The following is a 21252-nucleotide window of genomic DNA, read 5'->3' on the forward strand; positions in this document are numbered from 1 at the left end:
ATGTCTGTGTCAAGCCACGATTACTCAGCCGCGCTGGCGGCTTTGGAGCGCGTCGAGCCCGGCGATCGCCGATCGAACAAGCGGCACATCATGGCCTGTGCCCTGGCGTGCTTCGACGAAATGGGCCTCGAGTCGACCAAGATTGAGGACATTCGCCAGCGCGCGGAAAGCAGCATCGGCTCGATCTATCACCATTTCGGCAATAAGGAAGGTCTGGTGGCGGCACTGTACTTTGCCGCGCTGGACGATCAGCTGGCCCTGGTGCAGCCCCGCATAGAGGGTGCCGGTACGCCGCGCGAGGCGGTTGAGGCCTTGATCCGGACGTACCTGGCCTGGGTCGAGCAGCAACCGGAGCTGGCCCGCTTTATTTCTCAGGCGCGCCATGCGGTGGCTTCGGGGCCGCGCCAGGACGACCTGGCCGCGCGCAACCGGCGCCGCTATGGCGCCTTGCTCGACTGGTTGGGTAAAGGGGTGGATGCCGGGGTGATCCGCAAGCTACCCCGCGAGGTTTATGCTTCGCTGTTGATCGGCCAAGCGGAAAACTACTGTCGTGCCTGGTTGTCGGGACGGGTCAAAGGCGCTCCCACCGTGCACGCGGATATCTTTGCCGATGCCGCATGGCGCTCGATTGCCGAGGCCGTGAGTGGCTAGCTCGCTGGGGCGCAGGGCGCGCCGTCTATAGCCGCCCTTGGCGGCGCAGGCGGTGCAACACCCAACGTCGATAGCACCAGGACAGCAGTGGTTTGAGGCCGGGAAGGCCGAGCAGCCAGGCCAGCGGACGCAGCCTTGGCGTGCGCCTCATCAGCAGGATATAGGCGTCGAGCTCGCGGTGGATGCGGCCCTGGTCATCCTCTACATGCAGTTCGGTGAGGGCGCGGTAGGGGTCGATGCCGGCGGCGCGCAGCTGGTTCTCCTGGCCGGTGATGTCGACCCATTCGACGCTGTCGTCGTGCTGCGCGAGTCGTTCGTAGCGGCGGCGGTCGGCCACGCAACGCGGGCAGGCGCCGTCGTAATAGACCTTGAGTCGGGCCATGGGCGTGGTCTGGTGGCGGGGCTTGTTTTAAGTCTAGCGGGGGCGGGGTGGGCAAGCCCCTTCCCGTGATGGGAAGGGGCGGGGCAAGTCAGATCAGGTCGGCCCACATGTCGTATTCGTCGGCGTCGACGATGCGTACGCGCACCTTGTCGCCGGGCTTGACCGCGGTGCTGGCGATGAACACGCTGCCGTCGATTTCCGGGGCGTCGGCGTAGCAGCGCGCGACGGCGCCCTGGTCGTCGACCTCATCGATCAGCACCTCCATTTCCTTGCCGACCTTCAGCTGCAGGCGGGCGCTGCTGATGGCCTGCTGGTGGGCCATGAAGCGGTCCCAGCGGTCCTGTTTGACCTCGTCCGGCACCGGGTTGTCCAGCAGGTTGGCCGGGGCGCCGTCCACCGGCGAGTACTGGAAGCAGCCGACGCGGTCGAGCTGGGCCTCGGTCAGCCAGTCGAGCAGGTACTGGAAGTCTTCCTCGGTTTCGCCGGGGAAGCCGACGATGAAGGTCGAGCGGATGGTCAGCTCCGGGCAGATCTCGCGCCAGGCCTTGATGCGGGCCAGGGTCTTGTCCTCGAAGGCCGGGCGCTTCATGGCCTTGAGCACCTTCGGGCTGGCGTGCTGGAAGGGGATGTCGAGGTAGGGCAGCAGCTTGCCGGCGGCCATCAGCGGGATCAGCTCGTCGACGTGCGGGTACGGGTAGACGTAGTGCAGGCGCACCCACACGCCCATGGAGGACAGCGCCTCGCACAGTTCGGTCATGCGGGTCTTCACCGGCTGGCCGTTCCAGAAGTCGGTCTTGTACTTCATGTCGACGCCGTAGGCGCTGGTGTCCTGGCTGATCACCAGCAGTTCCTTGACCCCGGCCTTGACCAGGCGCTCGGCCTCGCTGAGCACTTCGCCGACCGGGCGGCTGACCAGCTTGCCGCGCATCGAAGGGATGATGCAGAAGCTGCAGCTGTGGTTGCAGCCCTCGGAAATCTTCAGGTAGGCGTAGTGGCGCGGCGTCAGCTTGACGCCCTGGGGCGGCATCAGGTCGATCAGCGGGTTGTGCTCCTTGCTCGGCGGCACCACTTCGTGCACGGCGTTGAGCACCTGCTCGTACTGCTGCGGGCCGGTGACTGACAGCACGCTGGGGTGCACGTCGCGGATCGCACTCTCTTCCACGCCCATGCAGCCGGTGACGATGACCTTGCCGTTTTCGGCGATGGCCTCGCCGATCACCTCCAGGGACTCCGCTTTGGCGCTGTCGATGAAGCCGCAGGTGTTGACCACCACCACGTCGGCGTCTTCATAGGTCGGCACGACCTCGTAACCTTCCATGCGCAGCTGGGTCAGGATGCGTTCGGAGTCCACCAGGGCCTTGGGGCAACCCAGTGAAACGAATCCGACTTTTGGCGTGGCAGGGGTGGACATGCGGCTGACCTCAGGCTTTGGAGGATGGGCGCGAAAGGCGCCGTTGATCAAAAAGTGCGCAATTCTAGCGGCGGATCGCCTGCTTGACCAGCGCCGCGAGCGATTGCGCGTCGTGGCTGATCATAAGAGGGCGGCCGCTGAGCGGCTCCGAAGGTCGCCAGGCCCAGCATGAAGTGCCATTGCATGAGCAGGGGGCGGGCGTCGCTGCCCTTGGGAAGTAGCCCTTGGACTCGATGCAGGCGTAGACCGCCGCGATCGGCAGCATCAACCAGTGCAGGGCAATCGACAGGCTGCCGTAACGGACTTCGGTGTTTTTCCAGGACATGGACTCTGCGTCTCCTGTTCCTGTGGTTGGGGAGCAGAGGCTAGCGGGGAGGAAGTCGGGAAATCGTCAAGGAGGTGTTGCGGGATTGTGGCGAGCGCTGAAACGAAAAAGGCCACTCGATTGAGTGGCCTTTTCGGGTATTTGGTTGCGGGAGCAGGATTTGAACCTACGACCTTCGGGTTATGAGCCCGACGAGCTACCAGACTGCTCCATCCCGCGCCGGCTATTCTATATAGATACGCGCTTCTGTCAATCGATTTCTATATTTCAATCAATTACTTAAATAGCTAAATCGGACGCAAACGAAAAAGGCCACTCGATTGAGTGGCCTTTTCGGGTATTTGGTTGCGGGAGCAGGATTTGAACCTACGACCTTCGGGTTATGAGCCCGACGAGCTACCAGACTGCTCCATCCCGCGCCGGCCATTCTATATAGATACGCGCTTCTGTCAATCGATTTCTATATTTCAATCAATTACTTAAATAGCTGAATCGAACGCAAACGAAAAAGGCCACTCGTTCGAGTGGCCTTTTCGGGTATTTGGTTGCGGGAGCAGGATTTGAACCTACGACCTTCGGGTTATGAGCCCGACGAGCTACCAGACTGCTCCATCCCGCGGCGGCCATTCTATAGTTTAGAGGCAGGCTGTCAACCTTTAGTTCGGTTAAAAACTGTTGTTTGTTCATACGCTTAGCGTTGGCGAGCGCTCCAGAAAGCGCTGTCGGCTTGATCTGCCGGGCCTTTGCGGGAGGATTTGACGGGGCGCGGCCGGGTCAGCAAAGCCGACATTTATCGGCTGTCTGGCTGACCGGCGTAGCCGATGGCGTCGCGCTTGGGCTAGAGTCCGGGGCTATTCGGTCTAACCCTCGGCGCCGCTCGACCTGTTGTCCGTCCGCCACACCTTGAGTTACAGATTCCGTCCATGGCAATCCGCAAGATCATCCATGTCGATTGCGACTGCTTCTATGCCGCCATCGAAATGCGCGACGACCCCAGCCTGGCGCGCAAGCCGCTGGCGGTGGGCGGGGCGGCGGATCGTCGTGGGGTGATCGCCACCTGCAATTACGAGGCGCGTGCCTATGGGGTGCGTTCGGCGATGGCCTCCGGGCATGCGCTGAAACTGTGCCCGGACCTGCTCATCGTCAAGCCGCGGATGGAGGTGTACAAGGCGGTTTCGCGCGAGATTCACGGGATCTTTCGCGACTACACCGAGGTCATCGAGCCGCTCTCCCTGGATGAGGCCTATCTGGATGTGTCGGACAGCCCGCATTTCGCCGGCAGCGCCACGCGCATTGCCCAGGAGATTCGCCGGCGGGTCTCCCAGGAACTGCACATCACCGTCTCGGCCGGCGTGGCGCCGAACAAGTTTCTGGCCAAGATCGCCAGCGACTGGAAGAAGCCCAACGGCCTGTTCGTGATCACCCCGGAGCAGATCGAGGCGTTCGTCGCCGAACTGCCGGTCAGCAAGCTGCACGGCGTGGGCAAGGTGACCGCGGACAAGCTTGGGCGCCTGGGCATTCGTGACTGCGCGGATCTGCGCCAGTGGCACAAGCTGGCGCTGGTCAAGGAGTTCGGCCACTTCGGCGAGCGGCTCTGGGGCTTGGCGCGGGGCATCGATGAGCGACCGGTGCAGACCGACAGCCGCCGGCAGACGGTCAGCGTGGAGACCACCTTCGACCACGACCTGCCGGACCTGCCGGCCTGCCTCGCGCAGTTGCCGCAGCTGCTCGAGGAGCTGGCCCGGCGCATGGCGCGCCTGGACGCCAGCTACCGGCCGGACAAGCCCTTCGTCAAGATCAAGTTCCACGACTTCACCCAGACCACCCTGGAGCAGGCCGGCGCGCGTCGCGACCTGGACAGCTACAAGCTGCTGCTCAGCGCCGCGTTCGCCCGCGGCAACAAGCCGGTGCGGTTGCTCGGGGTGGGGGTGCGGCTGCACGAGCTGCGCGGCCGGCATGAGCAGCTGGAGTTGTTCGCGCCGTAGGGTGGATGTCACCTTTCACATCCACCGTTGGGGGATGCGGGCAGTCTGCGTCAGCTAGCCCTCGAGCGGCCAGAGGCGCAGCGGTTTGCCGGTCTCGGGCCACAGGCGCAGCTGATCGAGGGGCGAGACATCCCAGCGCTGCACCTTGCCCAGGCTGTCGAGAAAGCGCGCTTCCTGCTCCATCAGCGCCGGGGCGCACAGCTTGCGGGTGCTGCCAGCGGGACCGAAGCGCAGGGCCTGTCCCTCCCGCTCATAGGGGGCGAACCAGTGGTTGCAGCCGGCATTGCCGTAGGCGCGGCCGTCCTCGCCCAGGGTGATGCTCAGGTGGCTACGGTCCAATACCGGACGTTCGCCTATCCACTCGATCCGGTAGCTGCGCTCGGTTTCCAGCTGCGACGGGGGGCTGGCGCAGCCCAGCAGGCTGGCGCCGAGCAGGGCGATTATCAGGGCGTGACGCATGCTTGGGCCTATGGGCACTTGGGGCACAGGTGGCGGCCGTCCTGGCTGCGCCAGCCCAGCTCGCGGATGCGCGCTTCGGCCGCCGGAGCCTGGGCCTTCTTGCCGAGGGCGGCGTCGACGGCGAACTCGAAGTCCAGCTGGCTGGCGCAGCCGTCGCACTTGACCTGCCAGTTGAAGATCGCCAGCTCGCCGAAGGCCGGGCCGTGGGCGACGGCGACCCACTGGCCGCGTGGGTTGATCAGGTGGCGCACCTTGTCGACCTGCAGGCGCATGCTCAGATCGCGGCTGCCCTTGAGGGTGACCAGCAGGCCGTCGCCGCTGTGAATCGAGCCGCCGTTGCCGGTGACCTGGTAGCGGCCCGGCGCCAGCGCGCGGCATTCGATCAGGGTGTGCTCGGGGTTGAGCAGGTTGTAGCGAAAATCGTGTTCGGCCATGGCTCCTCCAAAATTGCCGCGCATGCTATCACGGGCCGGGGGGCAGCCGATTGACCGGCGCGCCGGCCGCCCAGGCGGCGATGTTGTCCAGGGTGGTGCTGGCGATCGCGGTCAGCGCCTCGTGGGTGAGGAAGGCCTGGTGGGCGGTGACGATGACATTGGGAAAGGTCAGCAGGCGCGCCAGTACGTCGTCCTGCAGCGGCTGGTCGGAGCAGTCGTCGAAGAACAGCTCGGCTTCCTCCTCGTAGACATCCAGGCCGAGATGACCGAGCTGGCCGCTCTTCAGCGCATCGATCAGCGCGGGGGTGTCGACCAGGGCGCCGCGCCCGGTGTTGATCAGCATCGCGCCGCGCTTCATCTGCCCCAGGCGCGTCGCGTCGATCAGGTGGTGGCTGCTTTCGTTCAGCGGGCAGTGCAGGCTGATGATGTCGCTCTCGGCGACCAGTTGGTCGAGTTCCACTTGCTGGCCGCCCAGTTGTGCCAGGTCCGCCACCGGAAAGGGATCGTAGACCAGCACCCGGCAGCCGAAGCCGGCCATGATGCGGGCGAAGACCCGGCCGATGTTGCCGCAGCCGACAACGCCGACGGTCTTGCCGTGCAGGTCGAAGCCGGTCAGCCCATGCAGGGAAAAGTCGCCCTCGCGGGTGCGATTGAAGGCGCGGTGGATGCGCCGGTTCAGGGCCAGGATCAGCGCCACCGCGTGTTCGGCCACCGCGTGGGGGGAATAGGCCGGCACCCGTACGACCTCGAGGCCGAGTTGCTGCGCGGTCTTCAGGTCGACATGGTTGTAGCCGGCCGAACGCAGGGCGATCAGGCGGGTGCCGCCGGCCGCCAGGCGCTGCAGCACCGGCGCCGAGAGGTCGTCGTTGATGAAGGCGCAGACCACCTCGCAGTGCTGCGCCAGGGCGGCGGACTCGAGCCCCAGGTGGGCCTCCTGGAACTGCAGCTGCCAGGCCTCCGGGCGCTTGGCGGCGAGAAAGCTGTCGCGGTCATAGGGCTTGCTGCTGAACAGGATGATGCGCATGGCGGCTCCTCGTTGCGGGTTCTCCGGTGGCGCTGTGGCCTCAGGCGCTGACCTGAGTTTCGTTGGCCAGCCGGTCGATGGCCGCGTCCAGCTCGTCCAGGGCGTGCTGGGCGGCCGGGTCGTTCTGTTTCAGCAGGGTTTCGCTGCGCTGGCAGGCAGCGCGCAGTTGCGGCACGCCGCAGTAGCGGGTGGCGCCGTGCAGGCGGTGGACCCGCTCGATCAGCGCCTTGCGCTCGCCGGACTCGCGGGCCTGGCGGATCGCCTGGCGATCGCCGGGCAGTCCGGCCAGCAGCATGTTCAGCATGTCGCTGGCCAGGTCGGCCTTGCCGGCGGCCAGGCGCAAGCCCTCGGCGGCATCCAGCACGCTCAGCTGGCTGGCGCCGGCGCCAGTCTCGGCGGGGTGCTCCGGTGCCTGGCTGCGCAGGGCCAGGCCGGTCCACTTGAGCACCACCTGGGCCAGCTGGCGCTCGCTGATGGGCTTGGTCAGGTAGTCGTCGAGGCCGCTCTGCAGCAGGGCGCGGCGCTCGTTGGCCAGGGCGTGGGCGGTCAGGGCGATGATCGGTACCGGCGTGCGCTGGCGCTCGGCTTCCCACTGGCGGATCGCCTCGGTGGTCTGGCGCCCGTCCATGCCGGGCATCTGCACGTCCATGAAGATCAGGTCGAAGCTGTCGTGCTGCACCTGCTCCAGGGCCTGGTAACCGCTGCTGGCGCTGCTCACCGTGGCGCCCATGTCCTCGAGCAGGGTGCGGACCAGCAGCAGGTTGGCCGGGTTGTCGTCCACGCACATGATGCGCGCGGCCCGGCCCGGGACCGGCGGGTCGGTTTCCCTACGCAGCGGCAGGCGGGGGCTGATCAGTTCGGCCAGGGCGCGTTGCAGCTTGCGGGTGCAGGCGGGCTTGGCCTGCAGCTGGCTGTAAGCATCGGGCAGGGCCTCGTGGTAGAGCGCCTGCTCGGTGGTCGGGCAGAGCACCACGGTCTTGCAGGCGAGGCGCTGCAGGTCCCAGATGCGCTGGCCCAAGGTGTCCGGCGGCAGGGCCTGGGCGGTGACGCCGAGCACCGCCAGGTTGATCGGCTGCTCGCCATGGCTGGCCTGGCCGACGGCCTCCAGCAGGCTGTCGAGGTCGGCGAAGGCGCTGACCTTCAGGCCGCAGTCCTCCAGTTGGTGCTCCAGGGCCTGGCGCGCCAGGTCGTGGCTTTCGAGGAGCGCCACGCGCCGCCCCAGCAGGGGGGGGCGCGGCAGGTCCTCGGCGTCGTCGCGGGCCTTCGGCAGGCTCAGGCTGACCCAGAACTCCGAACCCTCGCCGGGGCTGCTGTCGACGCCGATCTCGCCGCCCATCTGCTCGATCAGGCGCTTGGAGATCACCAGGCCCAGGCCGGTGCCGCCGGCCTGGCGCGACAGCGAGTTGTCGGCCTGGCTGAAGGACTGGAACAGCGCGCGCAGGTCCTCGTTGGACAGGCCGATGCCGGTGTCCTGCACGCTGATGCGCAGCTGCGCGTGGTCGGCGCTCTCGTCCTCGAGCATGGCGCGCAGGACGATGCTGCCCTCGCGGGTGAACTTGATCGCGTTGCTCACCAGGTTGGTCAGCACCTGCTTGAGGCGCAGGGGGTCGCCGACCAGGGTCATGGGGGTGTCGCGGTAGACCAGGCTGAGCAGTTCCAGCTGCTTCTCGTGGGCCGCCGGGGCGAGGATGGTCAGGGTGTCCTGGAGCAGGTCGCGCAGGTTGAACGGAATGCTCTCGAGCACCAGCTTGCCGGCGTCGATCTTGGAGAAGTCGAGGATCTCGTTGATGATCCCCAGCAGGCTGTCGGCGGATTTCTCGATGGTGCCCAGGTAGTCCTGCTGGCGCGGGCTCAGCTCGCTCTTCTGCAGCAGGTTGGTGAAGCCGAGGATGCCGTTGAGCGGGGTGCGGATCTCGTGGCTCATGTTGGCGAGGAACTCGGACTTGATGCGGCTGGCCTCCAGGGCCTCCTTGCGCGCGAAGTCCAGTTCGATGTTCTGGATCTCGATGGTCTCCAGGTTCTGCCGCACGTCCTCGGTGGCCTGGTCGATGCTGTGCTGCAGTTCTTCCTGGGCGTTCTGCAGGGCCTCGGCCATGCGGTTGATGCCAGCGGCCAGCTCGTCCATCTCATGGCTGCCGAGCGCCGGCAGGCGGGTTTCCAGGTGGCCGTCCTGGAGCAGGGCGACGCTGTGCTTGATGCGCCGCAGGGGGGCGTTGATGCTGCGGCTCATGCGCATGGCCAGCAGGGCGGTGACGATCAGCCCGGTGGCGATCAGCAAGAGGCTGGCGAACAGGCTGCGATAGCCGCTGAGCAGGGTACCGTGGTGCGACAGCTCCAGCTCCACCCAGCCGAGCAGGCGCTCGCCGGGGCCGTCGATCGCCGCCCCGGTCAGGTTCAGGTGCTGCTCGAATACCGGCAGGAGGAAACGCGTGGCGTCCTGGCCGGTGCGTCGCGCGGCCTGCAGTTCGCCGCCGCTGGGCGCGGCGTTGAGCATGCTGGGTCCGGCGTGGGCCAGGTGTTCGCGCGCCGCGGCGAGGAAGCGCACCGCGCGCACGTCCGGCTGCTCCAGGGCCTGGGTGGCGATGCGCTGCAGCAGGGTGGCGTCGCCCCGCAGCAGGGCGGGGGCCGCCAGCGGGGCGAGCTGCTCGGCGATCATCTGTCCGCGCTGCAGCAACTGGGCCTGCAGGCCGGACAGTTGCACCCAGGTGAAATAGCCACCGAGTACCAGCGCCAGCAGGCTGGTCGGCAACAGGGTGAGCATCAGCACGCGGCCTTTGATGCCTAGATCCTTGAACACTCGCTTTCTCCTGCCCGGCCTATCACTGTCCTCAGTGCGCCAGTGTAGCGGCTGGCCTCGCGGGAATGACAGGCCCGCCCGCGTCTAGCCGATGCGCCCGGGTAGATCATCGTCGCGTTATGGCCGTCGCCGGTTTGCCGTTATCATGGGTGCCCCTTCTTGCCGTCTGGATTCGAGCGACGCCATGACCCTGCAGTTTCCCACCATCGCCGATTGCATCGGCAACACCCCGCTGGTGCGTTTGCAGCGCCTGCCGGGCACGACTTCCAACACCCTGCTGGTCAAGCTGGAGGGCAACAACCCGGCCGGCTCGGTGAAGGACCGCCCGGCGCTGTCGATGATCACCCGCGCCGAGCTGCGTGGCGATATCCGCCCCGGCGATACCCTGATCGAGGCCACCAGCGGCAATACCGGCATCGCCCTGGCGATGGCGGCAGCGATCAAGGGCTACGAACTGATCCTGATCATGCCGGACAACATGAGTGCCGAGCGCAAGGCGGCGATGACCGCCTACGGCGCCGAGCTGGTGCTGGTGTCGCGCGAGGACGGCATGGAAGGCGCCCGCGACCTGGCCGAGAGCCTGCAGCGCGGCGGCCGCGGCAAGGTCCTCGACCAGTTCGCCAACGGTGATAACCCCGAGGCCCACTACAGCGGCACCGGCCCGGAAATCTGGCGCCAGACCCAGGGCCGGATCACTCATTTCATCAGCTCCATGGGCACCACCGGCACCATCATGGGGGTGTCGCGCTACCTCAAGGAGCAGAACCCGCAGGTGCAGATCGTCGGCCTGCAGCCGATGGAGGGCGCGTCGATTCCCGGCATCCGCCGCTGGCCGCAGGAATACCTGCCGAAGATCTATCAGGCCGAGCGGGTCGACCGGATCATCGACATGGCCCAGCGCGAGGCCGAAGACACCATGCGCCGTCTGGCGCGCGAGGAGGGGATCTTCTGCGGGGTGTCGTCCGGCGGTTCGGTGGCGGCCATGCTGCGCCTGTCCCAGGAAGTGGAGAACGCGGTGATGGTGGCGATCATCTGTGATCGTGGCGACCGATACCTGTCCACCGGCGTGTACGACACGCCCCACGACTGATGGCCAAGAAGAGCGGTGGGCTGCGCTTTCAGCCCAGCGGCGGCGCGCGTGCGCCCCAGGTGCCGGTGGGCAAGAAGCAGCGCCTGAGCATCGAGCGCCTGGCCAATGATGGCCGTGGCATCGCTTTCGTCGAGGGGCGCACCTGGTTCGTCAGCGGCGCCCTGCCCGGCGAGGAGGTCGAGGCCCGCGTGCAGGGCGCCCGCAGCCAGGTGGTCGAGGCCCGCGCCGAGCGCATTCTCGGCGCCAGCCCGCAGCGCCGTCCCGAGCCCTGCGTCCATGCGCGAACCTGCGGCGGCTGCAGCGTGCAGCATATACCCCACGCCGACCAGCTCGAGCTCAAGCAGCGCCAGCTCGCCGAGCAGTTCAGCCGAGTGGCCGGGGTGCAGCCGCAGCGCTGGGCAGCGCCGCTGGTCGGCCTCGAGTTCGGCTACCGGCGTCGCGCGCGCATCGCCGTGCGCTGGGACGCCAAGGCCCGGCGCCTGGACGTCGGCTTTCGCGCCGCGGCCAGCCAGGACATCGTCACCATCGACGACTGCCCGGTTCTGGTACAGCCCTTGCAGCCTATCCTGCGGGCCTTGCCGAATGTGCTGAGGAGCCTGGACAAGCCCCAGGCCATCGGCCACGTGGAGCTGTTCCATGGCACCGCCAGCGCTATCTTGGTGCGTCACACCTCTGCCCTGGGCGAGGCCGACCTAGCGCGCCTGCAGGCGTTCTCCATGGCCCAGGACGCGCAGCTGTGGCTGCAGGGCGGTGGCGAGCCCGAACCGTTCGCCTCGGCGCCCGAGCTGGGCTATCGCCTGGAACGCTGGAACCTGCAGCTGAGCTACCGGCCCGGCGACTTCGTCCAGGTCAATGCGCTGGTGAACGAGGCGATGGTCGCCCAGGCCTTGGAGTGGCTGGCACCCCAGGCTGATGAACGGGTGCTGGACCTGTTCTGCGGCCTGGGCAACTTCGCCCTGCCGCTGGCCCGCGAGGTGCGCGAGGTGGTGGCGGTGGAAGGGGTGCAGGCGATGGTCGAACGGGCTGCGCAGAATGCCGCCGGCAATGGCCTGGACAACGTGCAGGTGGTGCGGGCCGACCTGGCCGAGCCCCTGGCCGACGCCGGCTGGGCCCAGGGCGGTTTCGCCGCCGTGCTGCTCGACCCGCCGCGCGACGGTGCGCTGCAGGTGGTCCGGCAGATCGGCGCGCTGGGCGCCCGGCGCCTGGTGTATGTCTCCTGTAATCCGGCGACGCTGGCGCGCGACAGTGCCGAGTTGCTGGCGCAGGGCTACAGGCTGAGCCAGGCGGGCATCCTCGACATGTTTCCGCAGACTGCCCATGTCGAGGCGATGGCGTTGTTCGAAAAGCCGTAGGTCGGGATCTACCCCGCGCAAGGCGTCTTGTTTTTGCGTTGGGGTAACCTTATCTAGGTTCAACAGGGTGGGCAGGGAGCGCACCTCAAGCAGTTAAACCGACTGGCCCGGAGAAGGCCGGCGATCGTTCGGGGCGCCGCATGCGCACCGTAAGGGAAGGTAAGCAGTATGGTTCAGGTGAGAGCGCATCAGCCGATCAACGATGACGGCAGCATCAATCTCGAGGCCTGGCTGGAGCATGTGCTCAGTGTCGATCCGGCGCTGGACCGCGAGGCCTTGCACGACGCCTGCGAGTTCGCCCGTGAGGCCGAGCAGCAGGCCAATGCCGCGCAGAATCTGTGGGCCGAGGGCGCGTCGAGTTTCCGCGCCGGCCTGGAGATCGCCGAGATTCTCGCCGACCTCAAGCTCGATCAGGACTCCCTGGTGGCCGCGGTGATCTACCGTGGCGTGCGCGAGGGCAAGGTGACCCTGGCGGCCGTGCATCAGCGCTTCGGCCCGGTGGTGGCCAAGCTGATCGACGGCGTGCTGCGCATGGCGGCGATCAGCGCCAGCCTCAACCCGCGCGATTCCCTGGTGCTCGGCTCCCAGGCCCAGGTGGAGAACCTGCGCAAGATGCTGGTGGCCATGGTCGACGACGTGCGCGTGGCCCTGATCAAGCTGGCCGAGCGCACCTGCGCGATCCGCGCGGTCAAGGAAGCCGACGACGAGAAGCGCCAGCGCGTGGCGCGCGAGGTCTTCGACATCTACGCGCCGCTGGCCCACCGCCTGGGCATCGGCCATATCAAATGGGAGCTGGAAGACCTGTCCTTCCGCTACCTGGAGCCCGACCAGTACAAGCAGATCGCCAAGCTGCTGCACGAGCGGCGCCTGGACCGCGAGCAGTACATCAACGATGCGATGGACCACCTGCGCGCCGAGCTGGAGGCCACCGGGATCAAGCCCGACATCAGCGGCCGGGCGAAACACATCTATTCGATCTGGCGCAAGATGCAGCGCAAGGGCCTGCAGTTCAGCCAGATCTACGACGTGCGCGCGGTGCGCGTGCTGGTGCCGGAGATGCGCGACTGCTACACCGCGCTGGGCATCGTCCACACCCTCTGGCGGCACATCCCCAAGGAGTTCGACGACTACATCGCCAACCCCAAGGAAAACGGCTACCGCTCGCTGCATACCGCGGTACTGGGGCCCGAGGGCAAGGTGCTGGAGGTGCAGATCCGCACCCACGCCATGCACGAGGAGGCGGAGCTGGGGGTGTGCGCCCACTGGCGCTACAAGGGCACCGACGTCAAGTCCGGCTCCAATCACTACGAAGAGAAGATTTCCTGGCTGCGCCAGGTGCTCGAGTGGCACGAGGAACTGGGCGACATCGGCGGCCTGGCCGAGCAGTTGCGAGTGGATATCGAGCCCGACCGGGTCTACGTGTTCACCCCCGATGGCCACGCCATCGACCTGCCCAAGGGCGCCACGCCACTGGATTTCGCCTACCGGGTGCACACCGAGATCGGCCACAACTGCCGTGGTGCCAAGATCAACGGGCGCATCGTGCCGCTCAACTACAGCCTGCAGACCGGCGAGCAGGTGGAGATCATCACCAGCAAGCACGGTACGCCGAGCCGCGACTGGCTGAACAGCAACCTGGGCTATGTCACCACCTCGCGGGCGCGGGCGAAGATCGTCCACTGGTTCAAGCTGCAGGACCGCGACCAGAACGTCGCCGCCGGCAAGGCCATGCTCGAGCGCGAGCTGGGCCGCCTGGCCCTGCCGCAGGTTGAGTTCGACGCGCTGGCCGAGAAGGCCAACCTGAAGAGTGCCGAGGACCTGTTTGCCGCCCTCGGCGCCGGCGACGTGCGCTTGGCCCACCTGGTCAACCTGGCCCAGCAGCTGGTGGAGCCGGAGCGCGGCAGCGAGCAGCTCGAGCTGATCCCGCGCAAGGCCCTGGGCTTCCGCCCGGGCAAGCGCGGCGACATCCAGATCCAGGGCGTCGGCAACCTGCTGACGCAGATGGCCGGCTGCTGCAAGCCGCTGCCGGGCGACCCGATCGTCGGCTACATCACCCTCGGTCGCGGGGTCAGTATTCACCGCCAGGACTGCGCCTCGGTGCTGCAGATGGCCGGCCGCGAGCCGGAGCGGATCATCCAGGTCAGCTGGGGGCCGGTGCCGGTGCAGACCTACCCGGTGGATATCGTCATCAAGGCCTACGATCGCTCCGGCCTGCTGCGCGACGTGACCCAGTTGCTGCTCAACGAGAAGCTCAACGTGCTGGCGGTCAATACCCAGTCGAACAAGGAAGACAACACCGCGTCGATGTCGATCACGGTGGAGATTCCCGGGCTGGATGCACTGGGACGCCTGCTCGGACGCATCTCGCAGCTGCCCAATATCATCGAGGCCCGGCGCCAGCGGCCGTCCTGAACCGCCCGCGCGCCAGCCCTGGGGGCGCCGCTTCATTCGTCCACCGGCGTGCCGAAAGCCCGCCGGTGGACGGGCAAGGCGTCATCCACCCTACGTCGATCGGAGCTTCGCATGTATCAACTCGACGACCTGTTGCACCTGATGGCCCGCCTGCGGGACCCGCAATATGGCTGCCCCTGGGACCTCAAGCAGTCCTACGCTAGCATCGTGCCGCACACCATCGAAGAAGCCTATGAAGTGGCTGACGCCATCGAGCGCGGCGACTTCGAGCATCTGCCCGGCGAGCTGGGCGACCTGCTGTTCCAGGTGGTGTACTACAGCCAGCTGGCCAGCGAGGAGGGGCGCTTCGCCTTCGCCGAGGTGGTCGACGGCATCACCCGCAAGCTGGTGCATCGTCATCCCCATGTGTTCGTCGATGGCGACCTGTACGGCGCCCCCGATGCGGCCAGGCTGGAAGAGGCGGCGGTCAAGCAGCGCTGGGAAGAGCTCAAGGCCGAGGAGCGGGCGCAGAAGGCCGTCGCGCCGGAGCAGCTGTCCCTGCTCGACGACGTGCCCCTGGCCCTGCCGGCCTTGAGTCGCGCCACCAAGTTGCAGAAGCGCGCCGCCCAGGTCGGCTTCGACTGGCCCGCGGCCCTGCCGGTGGTGGACAAGGTGCGCGAGGAGCTGGACGAGGTGCTCGAGGCCATGAGCGAGAACGACCCGGAGGCGATCGCCGAGGAGATCGGTGATCTGCTGTTCGTGGTGACCAACCTGGCGCGGCACCTCAAGGTCGATCCGGAATCGGCCCTGCGCGCCGCCAATGGCAAGTTCGAGCAGCGCTTCCGTTTTATCGAGCAGGCCTTGCGCGAAGCGGGTCGGGCCATCGAAGATTGCCCCCTGGAAGACCTGGACGCGCTCTGGGGTGAAGCCAAGAAACTGGAAAAGCGCGACAGGCCGTCGGCCTGCTAGGCAGGTTCGAGCGCGGCTCGTCGCATATTAATGTTCGTCGGTTAAAGGTAGGTTATGGCTCTTTCACTACGCGACCAGTTGCTCAAAGCCGGGCTGGTCAACGAGAAGCAGGCCAAGCAGGTCAGCAAAGAGAAGCAGAAGCAGAAGCGCCTGGAGCACAAGGGCCAGGTCGAGAAGGACGAGTCGCAGAAGCTCGCCGCCCAGCAGGCCATGGCCGAGAAGGCCGCCCGCGACCAGGAGCTCAATCGCCAGCAGCAGGAGAAGGCCGAGCAGAAGGCCCGCGCCGCGCAGATCAAGCAGCTGATCGAGGTGTCCCGTCTGCCCAAGTTGACCACCGAGGATTACTACAACTTCGTCGACGACAAGAAGGTCAAGCGCCTGTCGGTGAACAAGCTGATGCGCGACAAGCTCAGCTGCGGCTCGCTGGCCATCGTCCGTCACGGCGGCGGCTACGAGGTGATCCCGCGTGAGGCGGCGCTGAAGATCCAGGCCCGCGACGCGCAGCGCATCGTCCTGCTCAATACGCCGACCGAGGCGCCGGACGCCGACGACCCCTACGCCGCCTATCAGGTGCCGGACGACCTGATGTGGTAATGCTCTCTTTATAAAAGCCGGGCCCGTCCCGGCCTTTTTATGGCGGCGAACTGCACGTCTGCACAGGTGAGGAATGGCAGATGGACGACAGCTACCAGCCACTGAACTGCGATCTTCATGACTACCTGGAGATCGCCTGCCTGCATCACTACCGGCTGCGCATCGAACTGGTGGATGGCGGGCAGCTGGACGCTGAGGCGTTGACCACGCAAACCACGGCAAGCAAGGAAGAGTTCCTGAGCGTGCGAACCGACGCTGGCGAGCAGCGCCTGCGTCTCGACCGCCTGCTCGCGATCACGCCGCTGACCCCGGGGGCCAGCTTCGCCCGCGTGCTATTGAGCGGGGATCTTTGCTGAGGCCATCGCTATTATGCACCAGGCGCACAATACTTATTAAATCAATGGCTTACGAAAGCCATTGCCGACTGAGAACGCATGACGGTTTGTCTGTTCGGCTAATGACTTTATTTTCAGTCATTAGTCGCTATTTTTCAATTCAATGACTTTAAATGCAGTCATTGCAGTCTTGATATCCTTGAATTGGATCTGCACGATCATGTAGAAATCAGTGACTGCGATACTGATCTAGGGATGGCCTGTATGTTTACAACCGCGCGAAGCGAAGCTGATATTTTTGCTGATTTGATTAGCCTCACAGCTCAGCCAGGGTATATCCACGCAATAGCAAGCATCTGCTATCGCGACAACTTCGTTGCGATTCATGGTGAGCACAAGGCTGCTGACATCAGCCATCTCTTTGACACCAAGCGACTCAACAGGAATGAAATTACGACCTTGTTGGGTCTTGTAGTGCGCCAGCCGCTCGACCTATCAGAGCCGGATACAGGCACGCTCAGCAGCTACATAGCACGCACCGACGAACTAATGGCTGAACTCCATGACTCTATGAGCAGTTCTGCGTTCGGAAAGTTAATAAGTGAGGCAAAAGCTGGCGGTGACTTAGATAATTTCTGGCAAGGCAATGCCATGAGAGAACCAATCTTTTATGGAACAGAGTCTGCCTACAGCTTCCAATATCGGGATTTTTTTGTTGAAAAGCACGCTTGTGATGATGATTGGTTGCAAGCCGCAAAGGGATTCACGAGTGCTCAGGCGCAACGGGTAGCACAAGCAATGTGCTCTCTGATGGATGCTAGGGCTACAAACGAAGCCCCTTCGCATCCTGACCACAAGCCTAGATATCTTCCGAAAGGCTTGATACTGCCCAATTTTGAATTCACGCCGACAGAGATAGCCCAACGTACTGGGCTTGACCTCTATGTTGTTGAAGCGGTTTTCCGAGCGCTTATATTCACTGGAGATAACGCACAATTCAAAGAGCTGGGCGACTTCAATTCTGTGGCCGCCACACCTTTGCTGCCTACCGGGCGCGGCTCTGTATTGTTGTTTTCGCACTACGCTATCTATGAAGCGCTGTATGAGTCGCCTTTTTTCTGGATGAACGAAGATCCAGCATACAAACAACAAGCGTCTGATAACCGAGGGGCATTCGCAGAAAAATTCTCACATCGACGCCTCTCTGCTGTCTTCGGCGCAGCGAAAGTACATACGAACGTAAACCTATATGAGGGTAAAAGAACTGTCGCTGAGGCCGATGTCTTGGTCGTCTTTGGGGACAGAATCATCATTGTTCAGGCGAAAGCGAAAAAGCTCACCCTAAGTGCTCGAAAAGGTAACGATGGGCAGTTAAAGGCAGACTTTGCTGCCGCGATTCAAAAGGCGTATGACCAAGGCTTAGAGTGTGCTAATGGCATTCTTTCAGGTAAATGCCGTCTGGAAAATGATCAAGGACTGGAGGTTAAGCTTCCAGAAACAATCAGAGAAATCTACCCATTCTGTGTGGTTTCCGATCATTACCCAGCATTGGCGTTTCAGGCTAGCCAGTACCTCAAGTACGAGTCAAGCAAGGTTGTTCAGCCTCCATTCGTGATGGACGTTTTCCTCCTTGATGTTCTTGCTGAAATGCTGGACAGCCCGCTTCGTTTCCTGAGCTATGTCCGAATGCGCTTGGCGGCCACTGACAAAATCATGATTGGGCATGAACTTACGGCTCTTTCGTACCATCTCCGACGCAACTTGTGGTTAGACCCTCAATACAACATGGTCATGTTGGAAGATTCGATTGCAGCAGATTTGGATGTTGCCATGACTGTGCGTCGAGAGGGATTGCCTGGTCAAAGAGTACCACCAGGAATTTTGACCGTTATGCGGGGTACTCTTTACGAGCGGTTGATTATCCAGATCGAACATCGCCCTGACCCAGCAGTTTTAGAATTAGGGTTCACACTCTTGTCTATGGAGGAGGACTCATGCAAGGCCGTTCATAAAGGGCTAGAGAGTATCACCTCCCTGGCCAAGAAGGATTTAAAACGTCATGACTTCACGCTTGGTATGAGTGAGGGTAGAACGGGGATTTGCTTTCACTGTAATCCTGTACCAAGTGAGGCCGTGATTAGTGATCTGCAACTGCATTGCGAGAAGCGAAAGTACAAGGAGCAAGCGCCTACCTGGTTTGGAGTTTCAATCAGCCCTGACTGCGAGATCCAGTTCGGTGTGACTCTGGATTTTCCATGGGTGCAATCCGCTGATTGGGATGTGATAACACAAGGAATGAAGACTTCATCGCCAATGAGCGTGGCACTGAAGTCCATGGAGCGAAGCCTGCGCCCTAGTAAGCATGGTCGTAACGAGCCATGCCCTTGTGGTAGTGGGAAAAAGTACAAAAAATGCTGTCTTTTGTGAATTTTTCAGGCTTAACCTGCAAGAGAGCCTTTTGCTTTATGGGCTGCATAAATAGAAGTGATAGAGACCTAAATTAAATTTTGGGGGATCTTTTTTCATTTTTAATATTATGCAAAGCATGATTAGCTATCTGCTGCTCTTTTTTTAGGCTTTCTATTTTTTGGTTAGCCTCTATGTTCATGCCTACAGACAGCATTTCCGGATTTGAAATGTATAAATCAATAGATGGCATAAGGTAATCAATTCTGCCTTTCCCGATAGGGATAGTTTCTGTCTTTATCTTAGTTCCTTTATAATCAAAAACCGAATAGAAACCCAAGCAATAAATAGAAGGGTCTTCTGTCGGCTTGAATTCGGGAATTACCTTGGATCCTTCATTCATTTCGGCAGAAATTATTTTACAGAGTTCATTAATTCTATTCTTGAATCTCAAATGAGCGAGAACATGCGGATTTTCTTTAAGTTGATCAATTTTACGTGACATCACTCCAAATGCTTCCCAGATAGTAACATCTTTAAATCCTTCAAAAACATTAGCACTTTCATTTTCTTCAGAATTATGAATTAGAGTGTACAGGCCTGAGTTGATACATAAGCCAGCATCCTCACCTGTCAAGCTATTATATTTTTTTATCTTTTCCTCTAGTAATGCCACTGATACTTTACTTTCTAAACCAAACTCCCGAGAAGCAACAACTCCAATTGTTCTCCCCAAAAGCGCCTTGTCATGCGCATCTGGCTTTGATTTAAATTTGCCAGAAACTGCATTTTCAAGTTTGCGCATGCTGAATTCGAAAGTTTTTTCGTCAAATGAAATTTCTTTCCCGTTAGCTTTTATGAAAATGTTTTCATTAACCTTAATTAGCTGTATTGAATTTATTGCCTGCATGCAATTTCTGAAGGTCTCCATATGCTCATTTTTGTATTGCTCTGAAAATCTTGGAGTATTCAAATCAGCATAAAGGTCAATGTATATTGACTGCCTTGCAATCTCTCGCAGTACATTTTTTAATGGGCTTAAAATTTCCTCGCTTATATCGATTTGATTTCCATGCGGATCCAGAATTTGCTCCACTACCGGTTCTCTTGAATACTTATGCTTCCAGCTAAAAAATTCCCCGACAGTGTCATTAAAATATTTGTTTGGGTCATTTATTACTTCCACGTAAGCCTTAATCTTGTTTTCGATGCATATATCAACTCTAACCTTTTGAGTGGAAAGCGGTTTTCCATCTAAAAAATCGACATCTGTCAATCCGCCACAAATGCACACTCCATTTTGCTTAACGAGTGCATGGTTATTGGAGTCAGAAATAATTCCATCGACAAGCTCTTTTTGCTTTCTTTCAGATGCTTCGCGCTCTATTTTCTCCTGCTCTAGTCGTTCTAATTCCATAGCGATCTTCTGCTCTTCGGCAGCCTTTACCTCATTTTTCTCTCGCTCCATAGCGGCGAGTTGTTCTTCTCTTGCTTTTTTCTCGGCGGCTTTCCTTTCATCTTCCGCTATCTGCTCTCTCGACTTATCGCCAACGTCTCTTGAGGCTAGATATCTTGAGGCTAGATATTTTAACTCTTCAGAAATTTTATTTATTAGGCTCATCACTATCCCCCTTTTTGTTTATGGTGAAGCAGTGCGCTTAGCCATGTAAACTTGAACTATTGTAGTTTTTTGTTATATTTGATTTTGCGGAGGTGTTTTTCTGATTTTCGTTCGCGGTTAGCCAGATCAAAGTCAGCGGCCTGGATAATTGCAGAGTCAGACCTTTAGAGGGAAGCTAGGAAGTGCGCTTCCTATTATGCCGAGATAGCGAGTTTTTACCGCTATTATTCAGGGATAAAAAGAGGAGTGTCTGGAGGTCTTATTTATTAATGCCTGACACAATATCGACTATGAGTGGCAGATGATCACTGTGCTCTAGCCAGTGCTCAGCAGCACCGATTGATATGCGGGCGCCGATCTTAAGCATTTCGGACAGAAATGCGTAATCGATGTGATAAGGCTTCTCCAGCTTTCGATGCAAGAAGAATGTTGGCTGGGTTTCGGCCCCTTGAGACTCCCCAGCTTGAGAATGGTAGAGGCTATGAAGCCCAAGACTCTCAAGTTCTTTAACCACATCCGAATGGTTCCACCAACGATCCCAAACATCCCAACAGGCATTGCTGTTGAGGTCTCCGATGACGACAGCCTTCGGTGTGGCCAAATGAGCTTTGTGTGATTGAAGCCATTTGTAGAGCTGGCCGATGTATTTGAACGTCGGTGAGCCAGCCTCTTTCGTCCAAACTGCTAGCAGCGTGATGTCATCGACCATAAGCGGCAAAAACAACTGCAAGCGCCCCGAGTCAAGATTCAGGGGTTCTAGCCGAACGTCTGGCTTAGCAAAAACGCCAAGCCCTTTGTTCTTGTTGTCACCGGCCCACAGGTGATTATTTGCCCATTGTTTGTAGTGGGCATCTCGACACTGAACTGGATCTTCACATTCCTGGATCACAAGGACGTCTGCGTTCAACTCCTCCAGCAGATGGAGTTTTTTTCGAAAAGCACCGTTGCAGTTCCAGCTCACAATACGCATTCAGACGGACATTCCCTTGGCGTGAAGAATCGCGTGGATGAGTCTATCACTGACAC

At 61.4% G+C, this 21252-nt stretch carries 17 protein-coding genes, 3 tRNA genes and 1 pseudogene; 9 read left to right on the top strand and 12 right to left on the bottom strand.

Annotation, left to right across the window (positions count from 1 at the left end):
* Positions 1-6 precede the first annotated feature (6 nt).
* On the top strand, positions 7-651 hold the full coding sequence (locus tag ACSX1D_RS05720) for a TetR/AcrR family transcriptional regulator (RefSeq protein ID WP_439861358.1): 645 nt from the start codon (positions 7-9) through the stop codon (positions 649-651).
* A gap of 25 nt (positions 652-676) precedes the next feature.
* On the opposite strand, the gene ACSX1D_RS05725 is transcribed toward ACSX1D_RS05720, so the two are convergent.
* The 6 genes and pseudogenes from ACSX1D_RS05725 to ACSX1D_RS05750 all read right to left on the bottom strand — a co-directional run bounded on the left by ACSX1D_RS05725 (position 677) and on the right by ACSX1D_RS05750 (position 3388).
* The gene (locus ACSX1D_RS05725; RefSeq protein ID WP_439861359.1) at positions 677-1033 is read right to left on the bottom strand and encodes a thiol-disulfide oxidoreductase DCC family protein; all 357 of its coding nucleotides are present in this window, start codon (positions 1031-1033) and stop codon (positions 677-679) included.
* 88 nt (positions 1034-1121) lie between these two features.
* A complete protein-coding gene (rimO, locus tag ACSX1D_RS05730; RefSeq protein WP_439861360.1) occupies positions 1122-2444 on the bottom strand; it encodes a 30S ribosomal protein S12 methylthiotransferase RimO in 1323 nt (440 codons plus the stop codon).
* A gap of 149 nt (positions 2445-2593) precedes the next feature.
* A pseudogene (locus tag ACSX1D_RS05735) lies at positions 2594-2769 on the bottom strand (cytochrome b); the annotation flags it as partial.
* A gap of 142 nt (positions 2770-2911) precedes the next feature.
* Positions 2912-2988, bottom strand: a tRNA-Met gene (locus ACSX1D_RS05740).
* A gap of 123 nt (positions 2989-3111) precedes the next feature.
* A tRNA-Met gene (locus ACSX1D_RS05745) sits at positions 3112-3188 on the bottom strand.
* Positions 3189-3311: 123 nt separating this feature from the next.
* Positions 3312-3388: transfer RNA gene (locus tag ACSX1D_RS05750), tRNA-Met, on the bottom strand.
* Between the two features lie 310 nt (positions 3389-3698).
* Here ACSX1D_RS05750 and dinB point away from each other — a divergent pair.
* Positions 3699-4754, top strand: a complete 1056-nt coding sequence (gene dinB / locus ACSX1D_RS05755; RefSeq protein ID WP_439862270.1) for a DNA polymerase IV — start codon at positions 3699-3701, stop codon at positions 4752-4754.
* A 54-nt stretch (positions 4755-4808) separates the two neighbouring features.
* Here dinB and ACSX1D_RS05760 read toward each other — a convergent pair whose 3' ends face one another.
* Genes ACSX1D_RS05760 through ACSX1D_RS05775 form a run of 4 tightly spaced genes read right to left on the bottom strand, consistent with a single transcriptional unit; the run spans position 4809 to position 9468 of the window.
* Entirely contained in the window at positions 4809-5213 is a 405-nt protein-coding gene (locus ACSX1D_RS05760; protein ID WP_439861361.1) for an META domain-containing protein, read from the bottom strand.
* A gap of 8 nt (positions 5214-5221) precedes the next feature.
* Positions 5222-5647, bottom strand: a complete 426-nt coding sequence (locus tag ACSX1D_RS05765; RefSeq protein WP_439861362.1) for a hypothetical protein — start codon at positions 5645-5647, stop codon at positions 5222-5224.
* Positions 5648-5675: 28 nt separating this feature from the next.
* Entirely contained in the window at positions 5676-6671 is a 996-nt protein-coding gene (locus ACSX1D_RS05770; RefSeq protein WP_439861363.1) for a 2-hydroxyacid dehydrogenase, read from the bottom strand.
* 40 nt (positions 6672-6711) lie between these two features.
* Complete coding sequence (locus ACSX1D_RS05775; RefSeq protein ID WP_439861364.1) at positions 6712-9468, bottom strand: response regulator; 2757 nt, start codon at positions 9466-9468, stop codon at positions 6712-6714.
* 184 nt (positions 9469-9652) lie between these two features.
* Here ACSX1D_RS05775 and cysM point away from each other — a divergent pair, with 184 nt between their 5' ends.
* From cysM to ACSX1D_RS05810, 7 genes are all read left to right on the top strand, one after another.
* The gene (cysM, locus tag ACSX1D_RS05780; protein WP_439861365.1) at positions 9653-10558 is read left to right on the top strand and encodes a cysteine synthase CysM; all 906 of its coding nucleotides are present in this window, start codon (positions 9653-9655) and stop codon (positions 10556-10558) included.
* On the top strand, positions 10558-11910 hold the full coding sequence (gene rlmD, locus ACSX1D_RS05785) for a 23S rRNA (uracil(1939)-C(5))-methyltransferase RlmD (RefSeq protein WP_439861366.1): 1353 nt from the start codon (positions 10558-10560) through the stop codon (positions 11908-11910). The genes cysM and rlmD overlap by 1 nt, the downstream gene beginning before the upstream one ends.
* A 168-nt stretch (positions 11911-12078) precedes the next feature.
* Positions 12079-14322 (top strand): GTP diphosphokinase, encoded by a 2244-nt coding sequence (gene relA, locus ACSX1D_RS05790; protein ID WP_208708896.1) that lies wholly within the window; start codon positions 12079-12081, stop codon positions 14320-14322.
* A gap of 111 nt (positions 14323-14433) precedes the next feature.
* Complete coding sequence (mazG, locus tag ACSX1D_RS05795) at positions 14434-15270, top strand: nucleoside triphosphate pyrophosphohydrolase (protein ID WP_439861367.1); 837 nt, start codon at positions 14434-14436, stop codon at positions 15268-15270.
* 54 nt (positions 15271-15324) lie between these two features.
* Positions 15325-15864, top strand: a complete 540-nt coding sequence (locus ACSX1D_RS05800) for a DUF2058 domain-containing protein (protein WP_208708898.1) — start codon at positions 15325-15327, stop codon at positions 15862-15864.
* Between the two features lie 80 nt (positions 15865-15944).
* The gene (locus ACSX1D_RS05805) at positions 15945-16220 is read left to right on the top strand and encodes a Rho-binding antiterminator (RefSeq protein WP_439861368.1); all 276 of its coding nucleotides are present in this window, start codon (positions 15945-15947) and stop codon (positions 16218-16220) included.
* Positions 16221-16463: 243 nt separating this feature from the next.
* Positions 16464-18626, top strand: coding sequence for a YecA family protein (locus tag ACSX1D_RS05810; protein WP_439861369.1), 2163 nt, complete (start codon positions 16464-16466; stop codon positions 18624-18626).
* A gap of 73 nt (positions 18627-18699) precedes the next feature.
* Here ACSX1D_RS05810 and ACSX1D_RS05815 read toward each other — a convergent pair whose 3' ends face one another.
* Both ACSX1D_RS05815 and ACSX1D_RS05820 read right to left on the bottom strand, forming a co-directional pair.
* Entirely contained in the window at positions 18700-20226 is a 1527-nt protein-coding gene (locus tag ACSX1D_RS05815; RefSeq protein WP_439861370.1) for a hypothetical protein, read from the bottom strand.
* 259 nt (positions 20227-20485) lie between these two features.
* Positions 20486-21196: an endonuclease/exonuclease/phosphatase family protein gene (locus tag ACSX1D_RS05820; protein ID WP_439861371.1), complete on the bottom strand. Its 711-nt coding sequence runs from the start codon at positions 21194-21196 to the stop codon at positions 20486-20488.
* Between the last annotated feature and the right edge of the window lie 56 nt (positions 21197-21252).

This window comes from Pseudomonas sp. MBLB4136, assembly GCF_051904765.1.
In the GTDB taxonomy this organism is placed as follows: Bacteria; Pseudomonadota; Gammaproteobacteria; order Pseudomonadales; family Pseudomonadaceae; genus Aquipseudomonas.